General features: G+C 67.0%; 21 protein-coding genes and 1 pseudogene. 10 read left to right on the top strand and 12 right to left on the bottom strand.

All coding sequences use genetic code 11. From position 1 onward, the window contains the following. Positions 1-110: 110 nt before the first annotated feature. Positions 111-2,357, top strand: coding sequence for a heavy metal translocating P-type ATPase (locus CBP34_RS00175; protein WP_094096934.1), 2,247 nt, complete (start codon positions 111-113; stop codon positions 2,355-2,357). Between the two features lie 119 nt (positions 2,358-2,476). Further along, the gene (locus tag CBP34_RS00180; RefSeq protein ID WP_094096935.1) at positions 2,477-4,132 is read left to right on the top strand and encodes a methyl-accepting chemotaxis protein; all 1,656 of its coding nucleotides are present in this window, start codon (positions 2,477-2,479) and stop codon (positions 4,130-4,132) included. Between the two features lie 106 nt (positions 4,133-4,238). Here the strand turns inward: CBP34_RS00180 and CBP34_RS00185 are convergent, their stop codons facing one another. From CBP34_RS00185 to CBP34_RS00200, 4 genes are all read right to left on the bottom strand, one after another. Then, positions 4,239-5,339 carry an alkene reductase gene (locus CBP34_RS00185; protein ID WP_094096936.1) on the bottom strand — a complete coding sequence of 367 codons (1,101 nt, stop codon included), beginning with the start codon at positions 5,337-5,339 and terminating at the stop codon, positions 4,239-4,241. Positions 5,340-5,598: 259 nt separating this feature from the next. Next, positions 5,599-6,207, bottom strand: a complete 609-nt coding sequence (gene gstA, locus CBP34_RS00190) for a glutathione transferase GstA (RefSeq protein ID WP_094096937.1) — start codon at positions 6,205-6,207, stop codon at positions 5,599-5,601. A gap of 141 nt (positions 6,208-6,348) precedes the next feature. Beyond that, positions 6,349-6,606, bottom strand: coding sequence for a YkgJ family cysteine cluster protein (locus CBP34_RS19710; RefSeq protein WP_094098981.1), 258 nt, complete (start codon positions 6,604-6,606; stop codon positions 6,349-6,351). A gap of 65 nt (positions 6,607-6,671) precedes the next feature. Continuing rightward, the gene (locus tag CBP34_RS00200; protein ID WP_094098982.1) at positions 6,672-7,265 is read right to left on the bottom strand and encodes an NADPH-dependent FMN reductase; all 594 of its coding nucleotides are present in this window, start codon (positions 7,263-7,265) and stop codon (positions 6,672-6,674) included. A 308-nt stretch (positions 7,266-7,573) separates the two neighbouring features. Between CBP34_RS00200 and mnmG the strand changes: the two genes are divergently transcribed. The 7 genes and pseudogenes from mnmG (at position 7,574) to CBP34_RS00235 (ending at position 14,134) form a co-directional block, all read left to right on the top strand. Beyond that, positions 7,574-9,559 carry a tRNA uridine-5-carboxymethylaminomethyl(34) synthesis enzyme MnmG gene (gene mnmG, locus CBP34_RS00205; RefSeq protein ID WP_094096938.1) on the top strand — a complete coding sequence of 662 codons (1,986 nt, stop codon included), beginning with the start codon at positions 7,574-7,576 and terminating at the stop codon, positions 9,557-9,559. Positions 9,560-9,567: 8 nt separating this feature from the next. Continuing rightward, positions 9,568-10,242 (top strand): 16S rRNA (guanine(527)-N(7))-methyltransferase RsmG, encoded by a 675-nt coding sequence (gene rsmG, locus CBP34_RS00210; RefSeq protein ID WP_094098983.1) that lies wholly within the window; start codon positions 9,568-9,570, stop codon positions 10,240-10,242. A 98-nt stretch (positions 10,243-10,340) separates the two neighbouring features. After that, the gene (locus CBP34_RS00215; RefSeq protein ID WP_094096939.1) at positions 10,341-10,955 is read left to right on the top strand and encodes a LysE family transporter; all 615 of its coding nucleotides are present in this window, start codon (positions 10,341-10,343) and stop codon (positions 10,953-10,955) included. A 23-nt stretch (positions 10,956-10,978) separates the two neighbouring features. Next, entirely contained in the window at positions 10,979-11,791 is an 813-nt protein-coding gene (locus CBP34_RS00220; protein ID WP_094096940.1) for a ParA family protein, read from the top strand. A gap of 34 nt (positions 11,792-11,825) precedes the next feature. Then, positions 11,826-12,365 carry an RBBP9/YdeN family alpha/beta hydrolase gene (locus tag CBP34_RS00225; RefSeq protein ID WP_094096941.1) on the top strand — a complete coding sequence of 180 codons (540 nt, stop codon included), beginning with the start codon at positions 11,826-11,828 and terminating at the stop codon, positions 12,363-12,365. Positions 12,366-12,370: 5 nt separating this feature from the next. Then, positions 12,371-13,360 (top strand): ParB/RepB/Spo0J family partition protein, encoded by a 990-nt coding sequence (locus tag CBP34_RS00230; protein WP_094096942.1) that lies wholly within the window; start codon positions 12,371-12,373, stop codon positions 13,358-13,360. A 28-nt stretch (positions 13,361-13,388) separates the two neighbouring features. Further along, positions 13,389-14,134: pseudogene (locus CBP34_RS00235) on the top strand (class I SAM-dependent methyltransferase). Positions 14,135-14,158: 24 nt separating this feature from the next. On the opposite strand, the gene CBP34_RS00240 reads toward CBP34_RS00235, so the two are convergent. The 3 genes from CBP34_RS00240 to CBP34_RS00250 form a co-directional block, all read right to left on the bottom strand. Continuing rightward, complete coding sequence (locus CBP34_RS00240) at positions 14,159-14,794, bottom strand: flavin reductase family protein (protein WP_094096943.1); 636 nt, start codon at positions 14,792-14,794, stop codon at positions 14,159-14,161. Between the two features lie 199 nt (positions 14,795-14,993). Beyond that, positions 14,994-16,319 carry a hypothetical protein gene (locus CBP34_RS00245; RefSeq protein WP_094098984.1) on the bottom strand — a complete coding sequence of 442 codons (1,326 nt, stop codon included), beginning with the start codon at positions 16,317-16,319 and terminating at the stop codon, positions 14,994-14,996. A gap of 180 nt (positions 16,320-16,499) precedes the next feature. Beyond that, positions 16,500-17,399, bottom strand: coding sequence for an AraC family transcriptional regulator (locus CBP34_RS00250; protein WP_094096944.1), 900 nt, complete (start codon positions 17,397-17,399; stop codon positions 16,500-16,502). Positions 17,400-17,464: 65 nt separating this feature from the next. On the opposite strand from CBP34_RS00250, the gene CBP34_RS00255 reads away from it, so the two are divergent. Continuing rightward, complete coding sequence (locus CBP34_RS00255) at positions 17,465-18,727, top strand: MFS transporter (RefSeq protein ID WP_094096945.1); 1,263 nt, start codon at positions 17,465-17,467, stop codon at positions 18,725-18,727. 48 nt (positions 18,728-18,775) lie between these two features. Here CBP34_RS00255 and CBP34_RS00260 read toward each other — a convergent pair whose 3' ends face one another. From CBP34_RS00260 to CBP34_RS00280, 5 genes are all read right to left on the bottom strand, one after another. Beyond that, positions 18,776-19,099, bottom strand: a complete 324-nt coding sequence (locus CBP34_RS00260; protein ID WP_094096946.1) for a cupin domain-containing protein — start codon at positions 19,097-19,099, stop codon at positions 18,776-18,778. A 261-nt stretch (positions 19,100-19,360) separates the two neighbouring features. Then, positions 19,361-20,176: a phosphonate ABC transporter, permease protein PhnE gene (phnE, locus tag CBP34_RS00265; RefSeq protein WP_094096947.1), complete on the bottom strand. Its 816-nt coding sequence runs from the start codon at positions 20,174-20,176 to the stop codon at positions 19,361-19,363. Beyond that, on the bottom strand, positions 20,173-21,027 hold the full coding sequence (locus tag CBP34_RS00270; RefSeq protein WP_094096948.1) for a PhnE/PtxC family ABC transporter permease: 855 nt from the start codon (positions 21,025-21,027) through the stop codon (positions 20,173-20,175). Before CBP34_RS00270 ends, phnE begins: the two co-directional genes overlap by 4 nt. 11 nt (positions 21,028-21,038) lie before the next feature. Further along, complete coding sequence (locus tag CBP34_RS00275) at positions 21,039-21,869, bottom strand: phosphonate ABC transporter ATP-binding protein (protein WP_094096949.1); 831 nt, start codon at positions 21,867-21,869, stop codon at positions 21,039-21,041. A 66-nt stretch (positions 21,870-21,935) separates the two neighbouring features. Further along, positions 21,936-22,808, bottom strand: coding sequence for a putative selenate ABC transporter substrate-binding protein (locus tag CBP34_RS00280; RefSeq protein WP_094096950.1), 873 nt, complete (start codon positions 22,806-22,808; stop codon positions 21,936-21,938). Positions 22,809-22,904: the final 96 nt, after the last annotated feature.

The raw sequence follows: 22,904 nt of genomic DNA on the forward strand, positions 1-22,904 counted from the left end.
AACCTTGACATGGTGGCATAGTCAAGCGCATGCGATGGCACTGACGCCTGCACGGTCTATCGCTGTCAGCGGTTGACCTTGCCATCATGACAAGGATTACGGTAGCGTTCATGAACACCTCTGCCCCTCACCCCAACCCCTCCGAACCGCACGAAACCCTCGACCTTGGCATTGGCGGCATGACCTGCGCCAGCTGCGTGGGCCGTGTGGAGCGGGCGCTGCGCAAGGTGCCTGGCGTGCAGGATGCCACCGTGAACCTGGCCACCGAGTCGGCGCGCATCGCTTATGCGCAGCCACCGGGTGCCCAAGGCCCGACCATGGATGCCCTGCTGCGCCGCGCCGTGCGCAATGCGGGCTACGAGCCGCGCGCGGCGGGGCAGGACGATGCGCCCGTGGACGTGTCGCCCTGGGCCGGTTTTCTGCCCGTGGGCATCGGCCTGCTGCTGTCGGCCCCGCTGGTGCTGCCCATGCTGGGCGATCTGCTGGGCTGCCACTGGATGCTGCCCGCCTGGGTGCAGTTTGCGCTGGCCACGCCGGTGCAGTTCATTCTGGGGGCGCGCTTTTACAAGGCGGGCTGGCACGCGCTCAAGGCGCTGACGGGCAACATGGATTTGCTGGTGGCCATTGGCACATCGGCAGGCTGGGGTCTGTCGATGTGGCTGTGGCTCACTGCGCACGAAGGGCATGCGCCGCACCTGTATTTCGAGGCCTCGGCGGTGGTGGTCACGCTGGTGCTGCTGGGCAAGTGGCTGGAGGCGCGCGCCAAGCGCCAGACCACGGCGGCCATCCGTGCACTGCATGCGCTGCGCCCCGATGTGGCCCACATGCTGGGGCGTGATGGCGAGGTGGATGTGCCAGTGGCCGAGGTGATGGCGGGCGACCGGCTGGTGGTGCGCCCCGGCGAGCGCATCCCGGTGGATGGCCGCATTGTGGAGGGCCACACCCAGGTGGACGAGTCCATGCTCACGGGCGAGCCCTTGCCCGTGACGCGCGAGGTGGGCGCGCCCCTGACGGGCGGCTCGATCAATGGCGACGGCCGGGTGGTGATGCAGGTGTCGGCCGTGGGCGCCGAGACGGTGCTGGCGCGCATCATCCGCCTGGTCGAGGATGCGCAGGCCGCCAAGGCGCCCATCCAGCGCCTGGTCGATCAGGTGTCGGCGGTTTTCGTGCCGGTGGTGCTGGTGGTGGCGCTGGCCACGCTGCTGGCCTGGCTGTGGACGGGCGCGGGCTTCGAGGTGGCCGTGATCCATGCCGTGGCGGTGCTGGTGATTGCCTGCCCCTGCGCGCTGGGGCTGGCCACGCCGGCGGCCATCATGGCGGGCACCGGGGTGGCGGCGAAGCACGGCATCCTGATTAAAGACGCGCAGGCGCTGGAGCTGGCCCACAAGGTGGAGGTGGTGGCATTCGACAAGACCGGCACGTTGACGGTGGGCCGCCCACGGCTGATCGCCTTTGAGGTGGTGCCGGGCCAGGACGAGGCCACCGTGCTGGCGGCGGTGGCCAGCGTGCAAAGCGGCAGCGAGCACCCGCTGGCCCGTGCCGTGGTGACGGCAGCGCAAGAGCGCGGCCTGCAGCCCGTGGCGCCCGACGGTGTGCGCGCCGTGCCGGGGCGCGGCACCGAGGGTGAGGTGCAGGCCCGCAGCTATCTGGTGGGCAGCCTGCGCTGGATGGACGAGCTGGGCGTGAAAGAACTGAAGGAGGGCGCGCTGGCTGCGCGCGCTACCGATTTTCAAAACGAAGGCGCCACGGTTTCGGCCCTGGCCGAGCGCACCACCGACGGGCTGGCGTTGCGCGCCATCCTCGCCTTTGGCGATGAGCCCAAGGCCGGCGCCCGCGAGGCCCTGGCTGCTCTGCGTGCGCTGGGCGTGCGCACGGTGATGATCTCGGGCGACAACCGGGGCGCCGCCGAGGCGATGGCCCGGCGCCTGGGGCTGGACCCCGATGCGGGCGAGGTGATGGCCGAGGTGCTGCCCGGCGAGAAGGCGGCGCGCGTGCAGACGCTGCAGGCGGGTGGCCACACCGTGGCGATGGTGGGCGATGGCGTCAACGATGCCCCTGCGCTGGCCGCCGCCGATGTCGGCATGGCCATGGGCAACGGCACCGATGTGGCCATGCATGCCGCCGGCATCACGCTGATGCGCGGCGACCCGATGCTGGTGGCTGCGGCCCTCGATATCTCGCGGCGCACCGTGGCGAAAATCCGCCAGAACCTGTTCTGGGCCTTTTTCTACAACGTGGCCGGCATTCCGCTGGCGGCGCTGGGTTACCTGAACCCGGTGGTGGCCGGCGCGGCCATGGCGCTGAGTTCGGTGAGCGTGATGGCCAATGCGCTGTTGCTAAAACGCTGGCGAATGTAACAACTTCGGGTTCTACGTATCGTGCTGCCATCGATGTCTGGCAAACTGCAACGTTTTGTTGCATGTCCGTGGCTGCGACCGGCGGCCGGGGTGCTTTGAGACCTGAAGGAAGAGACATCATGAATTTCTTATCGCTCATGCGGCTGTTCACCATCCGCTTTCGGATGCTGGGCGCCATTGGCGTGGTGTTGGCGCTGTTGGGCATGTTGGGGGGTGCGGGCATGCTGGGCATGTTCCGCATCCACGACATGAGCGAGAACTTCATGGCGAACTCTTTTACCAAGGTGGGGTTCATGGCCGAACTGCGCGGCGAGATGGGGTCCATCCGCCAGCACGAAAAAGACATGATCATCTCGTACGAGAAGCCCGAGGGCGTCAAGGCGGCCCATGCCAAATGGCTGGCCAGCGTGGAGCAGTCGAAGAAGGTCGCGGCCCGTTTTCTGGAAGGCCCGCAAGACAGCGACAACGCGATTGCGCAGGCCATCGTCAAGCGCCTGGACAGCTACCGCGACCAGTTTGCGCATGTGGCGCGCCAGCTGGAAGCCGGTGGATATGACACGGCCACCATTGCCAACCGCATGAGCGGCAAGGCCGTGGCCGAGTTCGACGAGGCGGACAAGCTGCTCAAGGAGCTCGATGGCGTGCTGCGTGGCGAGGTGACGGCGGCCGTGGCCGACCAGACCGATGTGGCCAACCAGACCCTGTGGCTGTTTGCCCTGGCGGTGCTGATCACCGTGCTGGTGGTGGTGCCCACCACGCTGATGAACATGTTGTCCATTTGCCGCCCGCTGGCCGATGCCCGCCGCATGGCGCTGGCGATTGCCGGTGGTGATCTGTCACAGCACATTGCGGCCGAGGGCAAAGACGAAGTGGCCGACCTGCAGCGCGCGCTGGCCGACATGCAGCAGGGCCTGGGGTCGCTGGTGGCGCAGGTGCGCGATGCCAGCGGCAACATCGCCACGGCCAGCCAGGAGATCGCCACGGGCAACCACGACCTGTCGCAGCGCACCGAGCAGACGGCCAGCAATGCCCAGGAAGCGGTGGCCTCGCTGTCGCAGATCACGTCGACTGTGCAGCAAACTGCCTCGTCGTCGCAGATGGCCAACCAGCTGGCCAGTTCGGCCTCCAGCACGGCCACGCGCGGTGGTTCGGTGGTGGAGCAGGCCGTGGCCAGCATGCACGAGATCTCGGCCTCCAGCCGCAAGATCGGCGACATCATCGGCTTGATTGACTCCATTGCCTTCCAGACCAACATCCTGGCGCTCAACGCCGCCGTGGAAGCAGCCCGCGCGGGCGAGCAGGGCCGGGGCTTTGCCGTGGTGGCCAGTGAAGTGCGCAGCCTGGCACAGCGTTCGGCAGCAGCGGCCAGCGACATCAAGGGCCTGATCAACAACAGCGTGACCGCCGTGGACGGCGGCGTGCGCCATGTGGAAGATGCGGGTGCCGCGATGAAGGAAATCGTGGCCAGCGTGCAGCGCGTGGGCGACATCATTGGCGAGATCACCGCAGCCGCTTCCGAGCAGTCGACCGGTATTGGCCAGGTGAACCAGTCGGTGGGCGATATCGACCGCATGACGCAACAGAACGCGGCACTGGTGGAACAATCGGCCGCCGCCGCCGAGTCGCTGCGCGAGCAGGCGGCCCGCCTGTCGGAGGTGGTGCAGCAGTTCCGCCTGGCCGATGAAGGCGGCGGCATGGCGGCGCTGTCTCGTGCAACAGCGCCCGCGTCCGACCGCGCCCTGATCGGTCGCGCCACGCCCCAGCTGGCAGCCTGAAGAGGCCACCCGTGCATCGCCCGTGTGGGTGATGCTATTGATTAAGTAGCTGCCAGCGCTTTGTGCAAAAGCGCTGGAGCCACTTTGGAACTGAAATGCCCCGGTCTCAGAACAAGGTGGGGTAGTCCGTGTAGCCTTTGGCCCCGCCGCCATAGAAGGTGGCGCGGTCGGGCTCGTTCAGGGGCGCGTTCTTTTCGAGCCGGGTCACCAGGTCGGGGTTGGCAATGAAGGGCCGGCCAAAAGCCACGATGTCGGCGCCCGCTGCCACGGCGGCTTCGGCCAGCGCGCGGTCATAGGCGTTGTTCACCATCCACGCACCCTTGCCGCCGGCCTTGCGGTACACGGCCTTGAGGGCGGGATAGTCGAAGGGGCGATCGGCGATTTCGCGGGCGCCACCGGTGGCGCCTTCGACGATGTGCACGTAGGCCAGCCCCAGCGGGGCGAGCTGGGCCACCAGGTAGTCAAACAGCTGCTGGGGGTTGTCGTCCACGATGTCGTTGGCGGGCGTCACGGGCGACAGGCGGATGCCGGTGCGGCCGCCACCGATCTCATCGACGATGGCGCGCACCACTTCGAGCGTGAGCCGGACGCGGTTCTTGATGCTGCCGCCGTAGTCATCGGTGCGCTCGTTGGCACCGGTCTTCATGAACTGGTCGAGCAGGTAGCCGTTGGCGCCGTGGATTTCCACACCGTCAAAACCGCAGGCAATGGCGTTGCGCGCGGCGTGGCGGTAGTCCTGCACGATGCCGGGCAGCTCGTCCAGTTCGAGGGCGCGGGGCATGGAGGTATCGGTGAAGGTGGGCACGCCGTCCTTGATCAGCACCGTCTTGGTATGGGCGCGAATGGCCGAGGGCGCCACGGGCGCGGCGTTGCCCGGCTGCAGGTCGGTGTGCGAGACGCGGCCCACATGCCACAGCTGCACCACGATCTTGCCGCCTTCGGCGTGCACGGAGCGCGTCACGCGCTTCCAGCCGTCAAGCTGCTCGGTGCTGTACAGCCCGGGCACGTCGGCATAGCCCTGGCCCTGGGGGCTGATGGCGGTGGCTTCGGTGATCAGCAGGCCGGCGCTGGCGCGCTGCGTGTAGTAGGTGGCCATAAGCGGCGTGGGGATGGCGTCCGGCGCACGGTTGCGCGTGAGGGGCGCCATGGCAATGCGGTTGGCCAGGTGCAGGTCACCGGCCTGGACGGGTTCGAACAAAGAGGGCATGAATGGCTTTCGTCGCGAGAGTGAATGGTGGGGTTTGCCCGAGGGCGGGTTTTGCCCTAAGGGTACTGCAGTGCGGCGCTTGCTGCAGTACGCAGCGGGCAGCTGGGTGAAGCCATTGTGTGCTAGTTGCGCTGCCGCAAACAGAGCCTCGTTTTTCAAAAATGATAGCTTTCAGCGCTTGTTGAACAAGGGCTGCAAGCTGTTTTGACATTGAATTTGGTATGGGGTGCAGGTGGACTGCACCAGCGCCCCCGGGCAATTACTTGAGCAGACCTTCGGCTCGCATGGCCGCCTGCACTGCGGGGCGTGCGGCAACGCGGGCCTGAAAAGCGGTGAGGTGGCTCAGGCCAGAGAGGTCAAGGCCAACGAACCCGGCCCAGTTGACCACGGTGAACAGGTAGCCATCGGCCACGGTGAACTGCTCGCCCATCAGGTAGGGCTTGCCCGCGAGCTGGCTGTCCACCCACTGCAGGCGCTGCAGCAGCTTTTCGCGCGCGGTGGCCTTGTACTCGTCGGGCGTGGCCGGGTTGAACAGCGGGCCAAAGCCCTGGTGGATTTCGGTGCCGATGAAGGTCAGCCACTCCTGCAGGCGGTAGCGCTCCAGGGTGCCATTCGCCGGGGCCAGTTGCTTGTCTGGCACGAGATCGGCGATGTACTGCACGATGGCCGGGCCTTCGCGCAGGCGCTCGCCGCTGTCCAGCTCCAGCACGGGCACATAGCCCAGTGGGTTGATGCTGTAGTAGTCGGTGCCGTCCTGCAGCTTGTGGCTCTTGGTGCTGACCAGCACGGGCGTGCAGGCCAGGCCGGCTTCGTGCAGCGCGATGTGGGGCGAAAGGGAGCAGGCGCCGGGCGCGTAGTAGAGCTTCATGGACAAAATCCTCGTGAGCGATGGAAAAGAAAGAGCAGGATGCTATGCGCTGCAGTTTTTTTCTGCTGGCGCCGGGGTTCTCGCCCCGGCGGCGGCGCTGAGCGCGTCACCTGCCTCGCGGCGCCGTCACTTGTCCGATTTTCAGGCCGGACGGGTCTGCACTTCCAGGCGCGCCAGGTAACGCAGGGCGTACTCCCGGTCGGGGCCGCACATCTCGGCCGATGGCCTCAGTCCGGCGCACACGGCGGGGCGCCCGGGTTGCCCGAAGATGAGGCAACGGGCGTCGTCCCCCAGCTGAATGCAACGCACGCCCGCAGGCTTGCCTCGGGGCATTCCCGGGATGGGTGAGCTGATGGAGGGGGCGGTGCAGCAGGCGCCGCAGCCAGGGCGGCAATCCATGGGTGTGTTTTGATAGCTGCCTGCGCTTGCCCATTGGGTGCTGCAGGCTTTTTTGCCCGAATTGCTCAGCCCGCTGCCGGATGCAGCCGCCCGGCCGCCCACAGCACCTGGTCGATCACCGCGCGCACGCGGTCGCGGTGCGCCGGCTGTACCAGGGCACCCTGATCGTCGAACGCGCTGCCTGCGTGGCCCAACGCAAAGGCCTGGGGTGCCAGCCAGCATTCGAGGTTGATCAACAAGGGCGCCAGGTGGCTTTGCGAACGCAGGCCGCCCAAAGCGCCCGGCGAGGCGCTGAGCATGCCCGCCACCTTGCCGCGAAAGGGCCGGGTGCCGTCCTGCCAGTCGGGGTGGCCTTTGACGGGGCTGGACGCCCAGTCGATGGTGTTCTTGAGCAGGGCGGTGTAGCTTCCGTTGTATTCGGGGGCGCAGATGACCCAGGCCGGGTGTTCCCACAGGATCTGCTTGAGCCGCAGCACATCGGCGGGAGTGCCTTGCGCTTCCAGGTCGGCGTTGTACATGGGGATGTCGAAATCGGACAGCTCCAGCAGCGTGACCTGGGCACCGGCTTCACGGGCGATGGCGGCGGTAGCCTGGGCCAGGCGGCGGTTGAAGGATTGCTGGCGGGTGCTGCCCGCAAAGACGAGGAGTTGGTTGTGCATGCCCGGCATTGGAGCACAGGCCTGGGGCAGGATTCCTGCGGGTTCGGTGCACGGGCGTAGGCTTGCAGTGCAGGGTCCTGGCGAGTGCTGATGTTTCACGTGAAACGGTGCGCAGGGACGTGGATCGCACAGGTGCCGGAATGGTCGTTGGCAGCACCCATGGGCGTGCGACAGCCAAAGGTGGGAAAATTGCCGGCTTTCCGCTGCATGGCCCACAAGGCCGGCACGGGGCTGGCGCCAGAGCGCCAGTGCTTGGTTGGCGTTTGGTTGGTGTGCGGTTGTGGGCCGGTGGCCCTGGAGTTTTTCTCATGTTGTATCCCCAGGAATTTGATGTGATCGTTGTCGGCGGTGGCCATGCCGGCACCGAAGCCGCGCTGGCTGCTGCGCGCTTAGGGCAAAGAACGCTGCTGCTGACCCACAACATCGAGACGCTGGGGCAGATGAGCTGCAACCCCAGCATTGGCGGCATTGGCAAGGGGCACCTGGTGAAGGAGGTCGATGCGCTGGGCGGCGCGATGGCCCTGGCCACGGACGAGGGCGGCATCCAGTTCCGTATTCTCAACAGCAGCAAGGGCCCGGCCGTGCGTGCTACGCGGGCGCAGGCCGACCGCATTCTGTACAAGGCCGCCATCCGCCGCATGCTGGAGAACCAGCCCAACCTGTGGCTGTTTCAGCAGGCGGTGGACGATCTGATGGTGGAAGGCGACCGCGTGGTGGGCGCCGTCACGCAGGTGGGCATCCGCTTTCGCAGCCGCACGGTGGTGCTGACGGCCGGCACTTTCCTGGACGGCAAGATCCATGTGGGGCTGAACAACTACGCCGCCGGTCGGGCAGGGGACCCGCCTGCGGTGTCGCTGTCGGCACGCCTCAAGGAGCTGAAGCTGCCCCAGGGCCGCCTGAAAACCGGCACGCCGCCCCGGCTGGACGGACGCAGCATCGACTTCTCGAAGTGCGCGGAGCAGCCCGGCGATGGCATGCCCGGCGGCGTGAACGAGGGCACCGTGCCGGTGTTCAGCTTCATGGGCAATGCAACAATGCACCCGCGCCAGATGCCGTGCTGGATCACCCACACCAACGAGCGCACGCACGACATCATCCGCAGCGGCTTTGACCGCAGCCCCATGTTCACCGGCAAGATCGAGGGCGTGGGTCCGCGCTACTGCCCCAGTGTGGAAGACAAGATCAACCGCTTTGCCGACAAGGACAGCCACCAGATCTTTCTGGAGCCCGAAGGCCTGACCACGCACGAGTTCTACCCCAATGGCATCAGTACCAGCCTGCCGTTTGACATCCAGTACGACCTGGTGCGCAGCATGCCGGGGCTGGAGAACGCGCACATCCTGCGCCCCGGCTATGCCATTGAATACGACTACTTCGACCCGCGCTCGCTCAAGAGCAGCTTCGAGACGCGCCAGATTCAGGGTCTGTTCTTTGCCGGGCAGATCAACGGCACCACGGGCTACGAAGAGGCGGCGGCGCAGGGCCTGTTTGCCGGCATCAACGCCGCGCTGCAGTGTCGGGGCGATGCCGCGTGGTTGCCTGGTCGCGATGAGGCTTACCTGGGCGTGCTGGTGGATGACCTCATCACCAAGGGCGTGACCGAGCCCTACCGCATGTTCACGAGCCGGGCCGAGTTCCGCCTGCAGCTGCGCGAAGACAACGCCGACATGCGCTTGACCGAAGCCGGGCGCCGCATGGGGCTGGTCGACGACGCGCGCTGGGATGCTTTTTGCCGCAAACGCGATGCGGTTTCACGTGAAACAGAGCGCCTGAAAGCCACCTGGGTGAACCCGCGCAACCTGCCTGCGACAGAGTCCGAACGGGTCTTGGGCAAGAGCATCGATCACGAATACAATCTGTTTGAATTGCTGCGCCGCCCGGATGTGAACTACGCCAACCTGATGTCGCTGGACGGTGGCAAGTATGCGACCACGGATGTTTCACGTGAAACCCTGGGTGAGCTGAGCGAGCCGGTGGTGGAGCAGGTGGAGATTGCCGCCAAATATTCGGGCTACATCGACCGCCAGAAGGGCGAGGTGGAGCGTGCTGCGCATTTCGAAAAACTGCGCCTACCGGCCGACCTGGACTACATGCAGGTCACGGCCCTGAGCATCGAGGCGCGCCAGGTGCTCAGCCGGCACCGGCCCGAAACCCTGGGCCACGCCTCCCGCATCACGGGCATTACACCCGCCGCGATCTCGCTGCTGATGGTGCATTTGAAGAAGGGTGGCTTCAAGGAATTCGCCGTGGCTTCGGCTTCCGCTGCCAAGGCAGAAGGCGAAGTGGCGGCATGACGATGGGGATGAACAACAACGACAGCCTGCGCCAGCAACTGCAAGCCGGTGCGGATGCCCTGGCGCTGGGCTTGAGCGATGCACAGGTTTCCCTGTTGATGGATTTTCTGGCCCTGCTGCAGAAGTGGAACAAGGTCTATAACCTGACGGCCGTGCGCGACCCGCAGGAGATGATGACGCACCACCTGCTCGACAGCCTGGCCGCCGTGGCGCCGTTGCGCCGCCATGTGGCGGCATTGCAGCAGCAGGGTGGGGCGCCTACCCCTGTTCGCTTGCTCGACGTGGGCTCGGGCGGTGGCCTGCCTGGTGTGGTGTTCGCCATCTGCTGCCCCGACGTGGATGTGAGTTGCGTGGACACGGTGGGCAAGAAGGCCGCGTTCATCCAGCAGGCGGCGGTGGCGCTCAAGCTGCGCAACCTGCATGGCGTGCATGCGCGGGTGGAGACACTGACAGCCCCCTTTGACATCATCAGCTGCCGTGCCTTTGCATCGTTGCCCGATTTTGTGACCTGGTCGCGGGCTGCGCTGGCGGCGCCGCACGGTGTCTGGCTGGCCATGAAGGGCAAGCACCCCGAGGATGAAATCGTCGCCTTGCCCGACGATGTAAAGGTGTTTCACGTGGAACAGCTCGTGGTGCCGGGGCTGGACGCCGAGCGCTGCATCATCTGGACGAAGCCGGTCTGACGGCTCTTTTTGGGGTGAGGGAAGGGTGGTCGCGTAAACTCGGCTCCTCATTGCGAGTGCATCTATCACAGCACCCTTCCAGCGCTCCGGGAGAATTCATGTTCGGCATTGCAGACTACGGCGCCTTTGTCGCCGCCATTGTGTTGTTCCTGGCCATTCCAGGGCCTGGCAATCTGGCGCTCATCACCTCCACCAGCAAGGGCGGCGTGCGCGGTGGCCTGGCGGCTACCCTGGGCGTGATCGCGGGCGACCAGGTGCTGATGTGGGCAGCGGTGGCCGGTGTGGCGGCATTGCTGGCCACCTACCCCACGGCCTTCAACGCCGTGCAGTGGCTGGGCGCGGCCTACCTGGCTTGGCTGGGCTTCAAGATGCTCACGGCCAAACCCGGCGCCCAGCCCATCCTCAACATCCAGCCGCGCCACTACTTCAAGCAGGCGGGGCTGATCACCTTGCTCAACCCCAAGGCCATCGTGTTCTACATGGCATTCTTTCCGCTGTTTGTGGATCCGGCGCACCACCAGGGCATGCTCACCTTTGGTGTGATGGCGGCCACCATTGCCGTGCTCACCCTGGCCTATGGCCTCACCGTGGTACTGCTCACCCACCACCTCGCCGAGCGCATGCGCGCCAACCCGTTCATTGCCCGCGCGCTGGAAAAAGTGGCTGGCGTCTTTCTGATCGGCTTTGGCATCAAGCTGGCCATCTCCAAATAAACCCACACCACCACAGCATCCACATGGCCAAGATTTTTTGCGTTGCCAATCAGAAGGGTGGCGTTGGCAAGACCACCACCACCGTCAACCTTGCCGCGGGCCTGGCCAAGATCGGCCAGCGCGTGCTGATGGTGGACCTGGACCCGCAGGGCAATGCCACCATGGGTTCGGGCGTGGACAAGCGCAGCCTTCAGCTGTCGGTGTACGACGTGCTGCTCGAATCCGCCTCGGTCAAAGAGGCCGCGGTGCTGTCGGAAAAATGCGGCTACTGGGTGCTGGGCGCCAACCGTGAACTGGCGGGGGCCGAGGTAGAGCTGGTGGCGCTGGAGCACCGCGAAAAGCGCCTCAAGACCGCGCTGGCCGAGGTGGCTGACAACTACGATTTTGTGCTGATCGACTGCCCGCCGTCCCTCTCGATGCTCACGCTCAACGGCCTGTGCAGCGCGCACGGCGTGATCGTGCCCATGCAGTGCGAATACTTCGCGCTCGAAGGCCTGACCGATCTGGTCAACACCATCAAGCAGGTGCACGCCAACCTCAACGCCGACCTGCAGATCATCGGCCTGCTGCGCGTGATGTTTGACCCTCGCATCACGCTGCAGCAGCAGGTGAGCGACCAGCTCAAGGGCCACTTTGGCGACAAGGTGTTCAACAGCGTCATCCCGCGCAACGTGCGCCTGGCCGAAGCGCCCAGTTACGGCCTGCCGGGCGTGGTGTTCGACCCGGCGGCCAAGGGCAGCCAGGCCTTTGTCGAGTTTGCGCAGGAGATGGTCGAGCGCGTGCAGCGCATGGCTGCGGCATCGGCTTCTGTAGCCAAAATGGCCCCCGGCGCTTGATAGTAAAGCGCTGGCAGCTATTGATTTGATAGTGATGAAGGCCTCCAACATCCTGCTGCTGCCCGGCTGGCAGAACTCGGGCCCCGACCACTGGCAAAGCCTGTGGGAGGCCCGGCACGGCTACCACCGCGTGGAGCAGCACGACTGGATGCGCCCGCTGCGCGGCGACTGGTCGGCGCGGCTCGAAGAAACCGTGGTCGATGCCGACGGCCCCGTGGTGCTGGTGGCGCACAGCCTGGGCTGCATCCTCACCGCCTGGTGGGCGGCGCATTCGGCCAACGCCCACCGCGTGCAGGGCGCGCTGCTGGTGGCGCCCGGCGATGTGGAGCGCCCCGACCTGGCCGCGCAAATCCACGGCTGGGCGCCCATCGGCCGCCAGCCGCTGCCGTTCCCCACCCTGCTGGTCGGCAGCCGCAACGACCCGTATTGCAGCTTCGAGCGCGCCGAAAGCCTGGCGCAGGCCTGGGGCGCGCGCTTCATCGACAGCGGCGAGTGCGGCCACATCAACGCCGAATCCGGCCTGGCAGACTGGCCCGAGGGCCACAACCTGCTGCACACCCTTTTGAAAGATTGACGAACATGGTCACCAAGAAACCCAAGGGCCTCGGCCGCGGACTCGAAGCCTTGCTCGGCCCCAAGGTGGCCGAAGGGGTCGAAAAGGCCCAGGCCGCCGAGGCGGGCCTGCCCAGCAGTCTGGCCCTGAGCGAACTGGTGCCGGGCATGTACCAGCCACGCACGCGGATGGACGAGGGTGCGCTGTACGAGCTGGCCGAAAGCATCAAGGCCCAGGGCATCATGCAGCCGATTCTTGTTCGTCGCCTGAGCGACGAACAAGCTCGGCTGCGCCGCCAGGAACGAGCATCGCAGGGGCCCTCCCCTGCGATGGGCGCCCTCAGTCAAGAGGGGCCGTTGTACGAAATCATCGCGGGCGAGCGGCGCTTTCGTGCGTCCCGGCTCGCGGGCCTCGATGCCGTGCCGGTGCTGGTGCGCGATGTGCCCGACGAGTCGGCCGCTGCCATGGCGCTCATCGAGAACATCCAGCGCGAAGACCTGAATCCGCTCGAAGAGGCGCAGGGCCTGCAGCGCCTGGTCAAAGAGTTCGGCCTCACCCACGAGCAGGCCGCGCAGGCCGTCGGCCGCTCGCGCAGCGCCGCCAGCAACCTGCTGCGCCTTTTGAACCTGGCCGAGCCCGTGCAGACCATGCTGATGGCGGGCGACATCGACATGGGCCACGCGCGCGCGCTGCTGGCGCTGGACCGCGCCGCGCAGATCACGGCAGGCAACCAGATCGCGGCCCGCAAGCTGTCGGTGCGCGAGGCCGAAGCCCTGGTCAAGAAGATCGGTGCCGAGTTCAACCTGGTCGCCACGCGGCCCAAAAAGGAAAAATCGCGCGACCTCAAGCGGGTGGAAGAAGAGCTCTCCGACCTGCTCATGGCCGAGGTCGAGGTGCGTGTGAAAAAGCGCGTCAAACGCAACGGCCGCATGGAGGATATGGGCGAGTTGTCCATCCAGTTTGGCTCGCTGGAGGCCCTGAACGGCTTGATCGACCGGCTGCGCGGCAACGCCTGACCGGCCCGACGCAGGGCCCGTGTTCCCCATGGCCTACCGCTTTTTGCCATGGCCCTTGCCCGCACTGACGGCCTGGGCGGCGGCGTGGCTGCTGTTTGTGGCCCTGCAGCGCGCACACCTGCCTGCGGCATGGGCGCTGGTGCTGGCATGCGGCCTGGGCACGGTCGCCAGCCTGCTGGGCGACACCTGGTGGCGGCGGGGGCTGATTGCGGCGGGGTTTCCGTTGTCGCTGGCCCTCACGGGGGCGGCGGGCCTGCCCGCCTGGGGCTGGCTGGTGCCGCTGGCCCTGCTGCTGCTGGTGTACCCCCTGAATGCCTGGCGCGATGCGCCGCTGTTTCCCACCCCGCCCGACGCGCTCAACGACCTGCCCGACTTTGCCCCCTGGAGCCCCGCGCGCGCGTGCTCGACGCGGGCTGCGGCTTGGGCGACGGCCTGATTGCGCTGCGCCAGGCCTACCCCCTGGCCCAGCTGGAGGGGCTGGAATGGAGCCACCCGCTGCGCTGGCTGTGCGCCCGCCGCTGCCCCTGGGCGCGGGTAGAGCAGGGCGATATCTGGCGGGCCGACTGGAGCGGCTACCAGCTGGTTTACCTGTTCCAGCGCCCCGAGAGCATGCCCCGCGCCGCCGCCAAGGCCCGTGCCGAGATGGCGCCCGGCGCATGGCTTGTGAGCCTGGAGTTCGCCGTGCCCGGCTGGCCGCCCCATGCGCAGCTGCACGCGCCGGGCGGGCGGCCGGTGTGGGTGTACCACATGCCTGCGGGCCCGGCCGGGGTGTGACCGGCTTACCTGCGTGCCGGCGCCTCAACGCGGCCGGTACATCCGGAACAACTGCTCCGGCCCCACCGTGAAATAGTCCGCCGGGCCGCCGCCACGCAGGATATGCCCGGCACCCGCCGTGTCATATACGCCGTCTTTCAGCAGGGCCTTGTCGATGTGCACGGCCACCACCTCGCCCAGTATCAGCCAGGTGGGCACCTTGTGCCCATCCACACCCTGCAATTGCAGGATTTGCGTGCTGCGGCATTCAAAGGTGACGGGGCTTTCGGCCACGCGGGGCGGGCGAACGCGCGTGGAGGGCAGGGGTGTGAGGCCCGTCAGGTCGAACTCGCTCACCTCGGGCGGCACGGCGGCGCAGCTCTGGTTCATGGGCTCGGCCAGATCGCGCGTGGCGAGGTTCCACACAAACTCGCCCGTGTCCTCGATGTTGCGCAGCGTGTCCTTGGCGCCAATGCTGGCAAAGCCCACGATGGGCGGCACGTAGTTGAAGGCGTTGAAGAAGCTGTAGGGCGCCAGGTTCAGCGCACCCGTGGCGCTTTGCGTCGAGATCCAGCCGATGGGGCGCGGCCCCACGATGGCATTGAACGGGTCGTGCGGCAGGCCGTGGCCCAGCCGGGGTTCGTAGCTGTGGAAGTGGCGAAGGGGTGGGGTGGGTGTCATGGGGCGCGGCGTGGGCAGAAGCCACCACCTTAGCGTTACTGGGACGTTGCTGCAGGCACTTGGGCACCAATTTGCTACTATATTAATAGCTAATGGCGCATATCCATCAAGCGCTTGGCAGCGATTTTATTCAATTTTCATGACAAACCGGTTCAGCGCTGCGGAGTGGCCCTCCAGATGAACCGGTGCGGGCTGCCGCCTACTTCTGGAACAGCACCAGCTGCGTCTCGGTGGCTGCCATGCCATCCCTGCCAGCGGTCATCGTCACCTCGTAGCGGGTGCCGGGCAGCGGCACCTGCGAGGTGAAGCTGAACGAGAAGTCGCCGTTGCGATCGGCCTGTACACGCTGCGACAGCAATTCCTGGTTCAGGCCAAACACGCCCACCAGCGTGCCCACCGCATTCACCTTGACGTCCACCACCGCGCCCGGCGCGGTGCGGCCGCGTACGACAACGGCGCCTCTGTCCACCGTGGCATTGTTGGCGTGGCTGGTCACCTGCAGCTGTACGGTGGTGGGCGCAGCGTTCATTTGCGAATCGACGTTGAAGGTCCAGTTCTGGCGCATGCCATTGCCCACCATGTCCCGGGCGGTCACTTCCACCGGGTACCGGCCGGCGGGCAGGTCTGCGCGGTAGGTGAAAAACTGCGCAGTGATCTGTGCAGCGGACGTCACATCACGTCCCGCGATCACGATGCGAACGCTTTTGGGGTCCACACCCACACCGCCGACATCATCAAAGGTCCCGGAAACCGAGGTGTCCCGGCTGCGCGGGATCGTCTCGCCGTCGCGCGGCGACACATGGCGAATCACCGGTGGTCTGGCATCGGTGATCAGAGGCTGGGTCAGGGTCGAAGAGACCGTGCGCTCACCGACACGCAGGGTGGCCACGGCGGGCCGCGACGGCGCCAGGTTGTCCATGCGACGGATGGTGTAGGCGCCTTCATAGACACCGGGCTGTACTTCGCGCATCGGCACGTTGTCGATCACGCCGGGAATGTCGAAATGGGCCCTGCCACCCGGTGCGCCGTTGAGCGTAAAGCGCAGTTCGGCGCCGGGCTCCATCCTGTCAATGGGGGCGACCGAAAAACGGTCGATCTTCAGGCCGGGTGGCGGTGCGGTGGGCGCGGCCACGTCCCGTCCACCGATGCCCACTGGAAGCGCGTAGTTGCTCGTGATACTGCGGTTGCGCACCTTCAGCGTGGCGCGCACGGCGCTGTTTTCGTTGATTCGGTCCTGGCGGCGGATGGTGTAGCTTCCCGTGTACACCCCCCGTTCGGTTTCCTGCAGCACGATGCTGCGCGGCACACCGTCAATCTTGAGTTGCACCCGGCCACGCGGTGTGCCCTCGATGGTGAACTGCAGGTCGGCGCCGGCGCGCAGACCGTCGTCTGTCTCCACCTGCAGTGATCGCAACTCGGCAGCGGCGGGCTGCGCCATGACCGTGCCCGGAGCGACCAGCAGTGCGGTGGCGGTCGGAAGCAGCAGAAAAAGGGCTGCGACCTGGTTGCGGATGTGTTTTTTCATGATGTTCAAACCCTGTCTTGGAGATGGTCCCAATCTGACAGAAGCGCAGGATCATGAACGTAGGCGCGCAGCGAAAACGGCCTAGGACAAGACGCCGATCGCCTGTCAGCACCCCGCCCGGCCCCGCCGTTTTCAGGCGGCCGCCTTGCCCTTGCCAGGCACCCCGGCGGTTGCGCAGCGCTACTGCACAGGCCCCGGTGGCTGATGTCCCAGAAACCGCCCCGGCGGCTGGCCCACCGATTTGCGCACCATGGCGCTGAAGGCGCTGGGGCTGTAGCCCAGTTCGGCGGCGATCTGCCCCATGGGCATGCGCCCCGCGGCCAGCGACACGGCCTTGGCCAATATCACCTGCTGGCGCCACTGCGTGAAGGTGCTGGAGAGCTCGGTGCGAAACAGGCGCGCCACCGTGCGCGGGCTGGCGCCGGTGTCCTGCGCCCACGCGCTCAGGGTTTCATGGCGCGTGGGATCGGCCAGCACCGCTTCGCACAGGTGGCGCAGGCGCTTGTCGTGGGGCAGGTCCACACCCAGCTTCACGGCGGCGGCGCGGCGCAGCTCGCCCAGCACCAGGGCGTTCAGGTGGCGCTCGCGGGTGCGTTCGTCGGGGGTGAGGGCGGGGCCGTCGTCGGGCGTGGACGGCAGCTCGCGCACCAGCGCGCGCAGCAGGTCGGACACCTCCAGCACGCGGCACTGGCGCCAGGCGGCCTCTTCGTGGCGCGGCACGCCCGGGCCGCAGCGCCCGCGCGGCTGGTGGAAATACAGCGTGCGCAGATCGGCGTCTTCCACCATGGTCACGGCATGTTCCACGCCGGGTGGAATCCACAGCGCGCGCGAGGGCGGCGCGATGTAGGTGCCCCGGTCCACCGTGAGCCGGATCACGCCCGTGGTCGAGATGGCCACCTGCGCCCAGGGGTGGCTGTGCGGCATCACCTGCGTGTCGGCCGCCAGCTGGCGCACCTTGGCGCGCACCGGGCGCTCGGCAGTGGGCACGAACAGGTGCGGCGTGAGCAATTTCACATACGACAGCGCCCGCTGCGGGCGTGGTGGCGGGGCGGCGTCGGTGGGCGGGGCTGCTTTTGGCATGTTGGCGATAGAAATTGGCAGGCTATCGTAAACCTGCCGAGGCGGGGTTGCCTAAGATCAGTGCCATGACCCACGTTTCCCCAGGCGCTCAGAACGCCGTTCCCCTGCGGCAGGACGCCCGCACCATCGGCCTCATCGGCCTGGCGCACGGCAGCTCGCACTTTTTCCACATGCTGCTGCCGCCGCTGTTTCCGTGGCTGATTGGCGAGTTCGGCTTCAGCTATTCCGAGCTGGGCCTGCTGGTGTCGGTGTTCTTCGTGGTGTCGGGCGTGGGCCAGGCGCTGTCGGGTTTTCTGGTGGACCGCGTGGGCGCGCGCCCGGTGCTGTTCTTTGCGCTGTCGAGCTTTGCCGCCGCCGGCCTGGTGGCGGGCACGGCGCAGGGCTATGTGGGGCTGCTGCTGGCGGCAGCGCTGGCGGGGCTGGGCAATGCGCCGTTCCACCCGGTGGACTTCACCATCCTCAACAAGCGCGTGTCGCCGCAGCGCCTGGGCCATGGCTTTTCGGTGCACGGCATCAGCGGCAACCTGGGCTGGGCCACGGCGCCGGTGTTCATGGCAGGCATTGCCTCGGCCACGGGCTCGTGGCGTGCGGCCTGCCTGTGCGGCGCCCTGCTGGCCCTCGTGGTGCTGGCCGTCATGGTGTGGAACCGCGACGCGCTGGACGACCGCCAGGGCGCCTGGGCGCACCAGGCCCCGGGCGCCAAGGCCGTGGCCGATGAGCACCCCATGGCCTTCCTGAAGCTGCCGTCGGTGTGGCTGTGCTTCTCCTTCTTTTTCTGGAGCACCTGCGCCCTGAGCGCCATCCAGAGCTTTGCCAGCCCCGCGCTGCAGAGCATGTACGGCCTGCCGCTCAGCGTGACCGCTCTGGTGGTCACCGGCTACATGCTGTGCGGCGCAGCGGGCATGGTGGTGGGCGGCTTTCTGGTGGGCCGCGTGGTGCGGCTGGAGAAGGTGATCTCGGTGTGCCTGCTGGCCTCGGCCGCCCTGCTGGTGCTGGTGGGCACGGGCTGGCTGCCCGGCATGGCGGCCGTGGTGGTGGCCGCGCTGGCAGGCGTCGGAACGGGTCTTGCGAGCCCGTCGCGCGACATGCTCATCAAGCGCGCCAGCCCGCCCGGCGCCACGGGCCGCGTCTATGGCACGGTGTATTCGGGGCTGGATCTGGGCTTTTGCCTGGCCGCGCCGGTGTTTGGCGCCCTGCTGGACCGGGGCATGACCTCGGGCATCTTCTACGGCTCGGCCATCACGCTGGCGCTGAGCGTGGTGTCGGCTGCGCTGGTGGGTGTGGGCGTGGCGGCACGGTTGCGGCGCTCTGCCGTGGTGGCGGCCTGATCGGGCGGCAGCGGCTGGGCACTGGGGTGGCCAAAGGCCGCATGTCGCCTATTTGGGCTCAAACATGATGAGCTTGCAGTCGGATTTGCCCACGTTCTCCACGGAATGGGCTTCGATAGGTGCCTGCACCACGGCAAAACCAGCGGGTGGGAACCCGTCTCGCGTTGCGCCGTTGGGAAGGTCGTAGCGCAGGGCACAGTCGGTGAGAACGTAGACCGCCGAGTCGGGGTGGGAGTGCATGGCATCCTTTTGCCCTGGAGCCCAGGTGACCGATATCACCCGGTACTTGGCGTTTTCTGCAATTACCTTGTAGATCTCGGGCGAGGCCGTGATCGACGGGGGCGCCGTTTGTGCAACGGCAGCGGTAGACAAAAGGCAAAGCCCTGAGGCCAACGCGCAAAGACCCCGTTGTCGGTTGGGAGTGGAGAAAACCATGTGAACCTCCATCGTGTAAACCAAACACGCTAACGCGAGCGCGATGCTACGCCGATGTTCCCTGGATGAAAAGACGGACCATTGCGGGCGCTGGTCTGATGGCATGGCCACGGCAGCCTGACCAAATATCCGTATAAAAAACGGCCCTGGCGTAGGTCCAAAATGCGCAGTGCGCTATTGAAACAGTAGCGCTTTGCGTCAGATCGCGAGCCAGCGCCGGCTGGCAAAGCTCAGTGCATCCACCAGCGCGACCAGCGCCAGCATGGCGACCAGCACGCTGCTGGTTTCACCCATCTGGAACAGCCCCATGTGGTACGCCAGCATCTGCCCCAGCCCGCCGGCCCCCACCACGCCCAGCACGGCGGCGGCGCGGATGTTGTTTTCCCAGCGGTACAGCGTGTAGCTCAACAGTTGCGGCAGCACCTGAGGCAGGGTGGCATACAAAAACACGCGGCTGCTGGCCACCCCGCGCACGCGCAGGGCAAAGCCGGGGCCCGGCGGGGCGTTCTCGATGGCTTCGGCAAACAGGCGGCCCAGTACGCCCGCGGTGTGCAGCGCCAGCGCCAGCGTGCCGGCAAACGGCCCCAGGCCGGCCGCGATCAGCAGCAGCGTGGCCCACACCAGTTCGGGAATGCTGCGCAGGGCGTTGAGCAGCAGCCGCGTCGGGCCGCGCCAGCGCGCCGGGTCTCCATCAAACGCCTTGCTGGCGGGCAGGGCCAGCGCCAGGCCCAGCAGCACCGCCAGCAAGGTGCCCAGCGCTGACATGGCCAGCGTCTCCAGCGTGGCCCACAGCAGTTTTTGCAGAAACACCGGGCTGGTTTCGGGCTGCAGCAGCTCGGCCAGAAACCGGCCCATCTTGGCCAGCGCCGGGGCGGAAAGAAACTGCGCCCATTGCAGATCGAGCGACCAGAAGCTCAGCACCACCAGCGCCAGCGCCGCTGCGGCCACGCACCAGCAGGCCAGGCAGCGCTGGGGGGAGGTCCGGGGCGCTGAAGGCGGCGCTTGCGTGTTCATGCCAGCCTTTGCCGCAGCCAGGCGCTGATGCGGTCCGCCAGCCAGACCAGCGCCATGAACACCAGCAGCATGGTGGCCACCTCGGCGCCTTCGAACATCTTCATCGAGGCGTCCATCTGCTGGCCCAGCCCGCCCGCGCCGACAAAGCCCAGCACGGCCGACGAGCGGATGGCGCATTCCCAGCGGTACACCGTGTAGCTGGTGAGCTCGGCGGCGTTCTGCGGCAACAGCGCGTACAAAAAGGCCTGCAGCCGGCCCGAGCCATTGCGCAGCAGGCTGGCGGCCGCATGGGGCTCGGCGCTGTCCAGGATTTCGGCATACACCTTGCCCAGCATGCCCGCAAAGGTGAGCGCAATGGCCAGCACGCCGGCCGTGGGGCCCAGGCCCACCACGCGCACAAAAACCAGCGCCCAGATCAGCTCGGGCACGCTGCGCAGCACCACCAGCAGCCAGCGCACCAAGAGCCGCACCAGCGCCGGCAGTGGCGCCATGGGGCCGGTGAGGGACGAGACCGACAGCACCCGCACCGACAGCAACGCCAGCGGCACGGCCAGCACCAGGGCCAGCGTGAGGCCTGCGGTGGCAATGGCCACGGTGCGCCAGGTCTCGCGCGCCACCAGGGCCAGAAACTCGGCGTCCCACCTGGGCGGCACGAAATCGGCCAGAAAGCGCAGCGAGGGTTTCAGCGCATCCGGCGCCAGCAGCAGCCAGGGCTTGAACTCGGTAAGCACCAGCATGGGCCACAGCAGCACCAGCGCCACCACGGCCCAGGCCAGGCGGCCGCGCCAGGCCGGGTCGTGCCGCGCGGGCGGCCGGTTTTTGCCGGGGGGGGCATGCAGCAAAGACAACATGGGCGGTTGCGCTAACGGCACTGCATGGGCACGGGTGCCGCAGCCACGGGCGCATCTGGGGCGGGCGGCGCCGTTTGGGTCAGCTCGTCCAGGTGCTGCGCATACAGCTGGTGCAGGTGCTGTGGCGTCACCTGCGTCGCAGGCAGGTCAAAGGCCAGCGCACCGTCGCGCAGCCCGACGATGCGCGGGAAATGCGCAAGGGCCATGTCCACATGGTGCAGCGTGGCAATCAGCGTGGCCCCGCGCTCGCGGGCTGCCTGCGTGAGCGAGGCCAGGGCCTGCTGCGCGCGCGCCGGGTCGAGCGCGGACAGGGGCTCGTCCACCAGCAGCGCGCTGGCCTGCGAGGCCAGCGCCCGCGCCAGGCCCACCCGCTGGCGCTCGCCGCCCGAGAGGCGGTCTACCCGGTCGAACAGCTTGTCGGCCACGTCAAAACGGCTCAGCGCCTGCTCGGCCAGCCCGATGCCGGTGGGATAGACCAGGCTGCGCACGCTGGCCCACAGGCTTTCGTGCGGCAGGCGCCCCGCCAGCACCGCCGTGACGACGCGCTGCCGGGGCGGCAGCGGCGGCACCTGGGGGGCGAGAAACAGATGGCCGCGCAGGCGCTGCAATGCGCGGCGCGGCAATACCCAGGGATCGATGCCGTCGAGCTGCAAGCTGCCCTGATCGGGCCGCTGGGCGCAGGCCAGCAGTTGCAGCAGCGTGGTCTTGCCCGCGCCCGACGGCCCGATCACGGCCACCTGCTCGCCCTGCGCTACCGTCAAGTCGAGACCCCGCAGCGCTGCGGGTGCACCGGCGCGTGCGGCCGGGTGGCGCACGGTGACGCGGTCCAGCCGCACTTTCATAACCAAATCATGCTGCAGCGCTTATTGCACAAGCGCAATAAGCTATCAAAATCAGAGCGCTCGCATTCACTTGATCAGGCCCGCATTGCGCGCTGCGGTTTCAATGCCCTTGTAGTTGCTGGCCTGGGTGGGAATGAAGCGCGTGGCGCGCTGGAGGTCCAGCACTTCCTTGCCTTCGGGGGTGTTGCGGTTCAGGTCCAGAAACGCCTTGGTGAGCTTTTCGCGCTGGGCCACCGGCATGTCGCTATGCACGGTCCAGTTGTAGTCGAAGTAGGCCGGGGTGGTGAAGATGACCTTGACTTTGCTGGTGTCCACCTTCTTGTCGGCCACAAATTTTTCCCACACCGAGATGTTGAGCGCGCCCGCGTCCACCTTGCCCGAGGCTACGGCGGCAATGGTGGCGTCGTGTGCGCCCGAGTAGGCCACGCGCCGGAAGTCCTTGTCGGGGTCGATCTGGGCCTGCAGCAGATAGCTGCGCGGCATCAGGTGGCCCGAGGTGCTGGACTGCGAGCCAAAGCTCACGGTCTTGCCCTTGAGGTCGGCCAGCGACTGGATGGCCGGATCGCCGCTGATGAAGACCGAGCGGAATTTCTCGTCCTCTTCGCGCTGCACCAGGGGCACCACCTTGCCGCCCGAGCGGATGCTGGCCTGCACAAAGGTGAAACCGCCATACCAGGCCATGTCCACCTGCTTGTTGGCCAGCGCCTCCACGGCGGCGGCGTAGTCCGACACGGGCGTGAACTCCACCTTCGTGCCCAGTTTTTGCTCCAGATATTTCACCAGCGGCGCCGCCTTGCGCGCCAGTTCGGTGGGCGATTCGTCGGGAATCGCGGTGATCTTGAAGACTGCCTGGGCCTGCGCCCGGCTGCCAAGGGCGAGAACGGCGCTGGCCAGCACCGCTTTGATGAAGATGCGGGTCGAAGGGGAAGAACAGGTCATGAGGGTTTCCAAAATTTGGGGCCAATGGCGGCTGTGGCGGATGGATGACATTTCCACCCGGGCGGGTGATTGTCGCGGCCCGGCGAGCGCTGTGCC

This window comes from Acidovorax carolinensis (assembly GCF_002157145.1).
Classification (GTDB): Bacteria; Pseudomonadota; Gammaproteobacteria; order Burkholderiales; family Burkholderiaceae_C; genus Acidovorax; species Acidovorax carolinensis.